Genomic DNA, 2,534 nt, shown 5'->3' with positions numbered 1-2,534 from the left:
AAAAATTGAACAACAAAGAAAGGGGAAGTGAAAAAGAACGCAAACAAAAGGAAAAGCCCTCGACCGATTAGTACTTGCAAGCTAAACATGTCACCATGCTTACACAGTAAGCCTATCAACCTCATAGTCTTTGAGGGGTCTTACTCTCTTAAAGAGATGGGATATCTTATCTTAAGGGCGGCTTCACGCTTAGATGCTTTCAGCGTTTATCCGTTCCGCACATAGCTGCCCAGCTGTGCCACTGGCGTGACAACTGGTGCACCAGAGGTGCGTCCATCCCGGTCCTCTCGTACTAGGGACAGCGCCTTTCAAATATCCTACGCCCACGACAGATAGGGACCGAACTGTCTCACGACGTTCTGAACCCAGCTCGCGTACCGCTTTAATTGGCGAACAGCCAAACCCTTGGGACCGAATACAGCCCCAGGATGCGATGAGCCGACATCGAGGTGCCAAACCTCCCCGTCGATGTGGACTCTTGGGGGAGATCAGCCTGTTATCCCCAGGGTAGCTTTTATCCGTTGAGCGACGGCATTTCCACTCACATACCGCCGGATCACTAACTCCAACTTTCGTTACTGCTCGACCCGTCAGTCTCGCAGTTAGGCTCGCTTTTGCGTTTACACTCAGAGGCATGGTTTCCATCCATGCTGAGCGAACCTTTGAGCGCCTCCGTTACCTTTTTGGAGGCGACCGCCCCAGTCAAACTGCCCACCTAACAATGTCCCCCGACCAGATTCATGGCCGCAGGTTAGAATTCCAGCACTCCAAGAGTGGTATCCCAAGGTTGACTCCATACAAGCTGACGCCCGTATTTCCCAGTCTCCCACCTATCCTGTACATGAAATACCGAAACTCAATATTAAGCTACAGTGAAGCTCCATGGGGTCTTTCCGTCTAGTCGCGGGTAACCGGCATCTTCACCGGTACTACAATTTCGCCGGGCGGGTTGTTGAGACAGTGCCCAAATCGTTACACCATTCGTGCGGGTCAGAACTTACCTGACAAGGAATTTCGCTACCTTAGGACCGTTATAGTTACGGCCGCCGTTTACCGGGGCTTCAATTCAGCGCTCTCACGCCTCCTCTTAACCTTCCGGCACCGGGCAGGTGTCACCCCATATACGTCATCTTTCGATTTAGCATAGAGCTGTGTTTTTGCTAAACAGTCGCTTGGGCCTATTCTCTGCGGCTCTTTTCAGAGCACCCCTTCTCCCGAAGTTACGGGGTCAACTTGCCGAGTTCCTTAACAACCCTTCTCCCGTTGGCCTTAGAATTCTCTTCCTATCTACCTGTGTCGGTTTGCGGTACGGGTTCCTCAGATATACACATGGCTTTTCTCGCCTTTGTCCAAGTTCAATCCCTGCCCAATTGCAAGTCCTTACGACCGAGGTAACCATCACTCGGCTGAACCCTTTCAAAGTGTCCCCATGCTTAAATCTTTTGGAAGCTACGGAATTTCTACCGTATGTGCATCGGCTACGCCTTTCGGCCTCACCTTAGCTCCCGGCTTACTAGGAGCGGACGAACCTTCCTCCTAAAACCTTAGACTTTCGGCCATTATGATTCTCACATAATTCTCGCTACTCATTCCGGCATTCTCACTTGTATAAAGTCCACCAGCGCTTCCGCTCTGACTTCATCCCTTATACAACGCTCTCCTACCACTGACATTGCTGTCAATCCCAAGCTTCGGTATAGATTTTAGCCCCGTTGAATTTTCGGCGCAGGGTCACTCGACCAGTGAGCTATTACGCACTCTTTTAATGAGTGGCTGCTTCTAAGCCAACATCCTGGTTGTCTGTGCAACCCCACATCCTTTTCCACTTAAACCTATTTAGGGACCTTAGCTGTGGGTCTGGGCTGTTTCCCTTTTGACCACGAGACTTATCTCACGTAGTCTGACTGCTGTACTCATATTCTTTGGCATTCTGAGTTTGATAAGGTTCAGTAACCTTTCGGCCCCTAGCCCATTCAGTGCTTTACCTCCAAGAATCATATACAACGCTAGCCCTAAAGCTATTTCGGAGAGAACCAGCTATATCCGAGTTCGATTGGAATTTCTCCGCTAGCCACACCTCATCCGCCACCTTTTCAACGGGGGTCGGTTCGGACCTCCATGGAGTTTTACCTCCACTTCATCCTGGACATGGCTAGGTCACTCGGTTTCGGGTCTATCGCATGCAACTGATCGCCCTATTCAGACTCGCTCTCGCTGCGGCTCCGAACCTGAAGTCCTTAACCTTGCTACATACGATAACTCGCCGGACCATTCTACAAAAGGTACCCGATCACACATTGACGTGCTCTCGGTGCTTGTAAGCACAGGGTTTCAGGTTCTATTTCACTCCCCTCCCGGGGTTCTTTTCACCTTTCCTTCACAGTACTATTCGCTATCGGTCATTGGGTAGTATTTAGGCTTGGAGGGTGGTCCCCCCGACTTCCCACCGGGTTTCACGTGTCCGGCGGTACTCTGGATCCTGCTCGCTCAGCTTTCTTTTCACCTACACGACTTTCACGTTCTTCGGTATGCTT

The 2,534-nt window shown here is 50.7% G+C and carries 1 rRNA gene (running past one end of the window); it reads right to left on the bottom strand.

The annotated features are described in order from the left end of the window. Window positions 1-47: 47 nt before the first annotated feature. A 23S ribosomal RNA gene (locus RUM_RS00295) occupies window positions 48-2,534 on the bottom strand (it continues 346 nt past the right edge of the window).

Source organism: Ruminococcus champanellensis 18P13 = JCM 17042 (assembly GCF_000210095.1).
In the GTDB taxonomy this organism is placed as follows: domain Bacteria; phylum Bacillota; class Clostridia; order Oscillospirales; family Ruminococcaceae; genus Ruminococcus_F; species Ruminococcus_F champanellensis.
The sequence above is the reverse complement of the archived record's forward strand: the minus strand, read 5'-3'. Positions and strand labels throughout refer to the sequence as shown.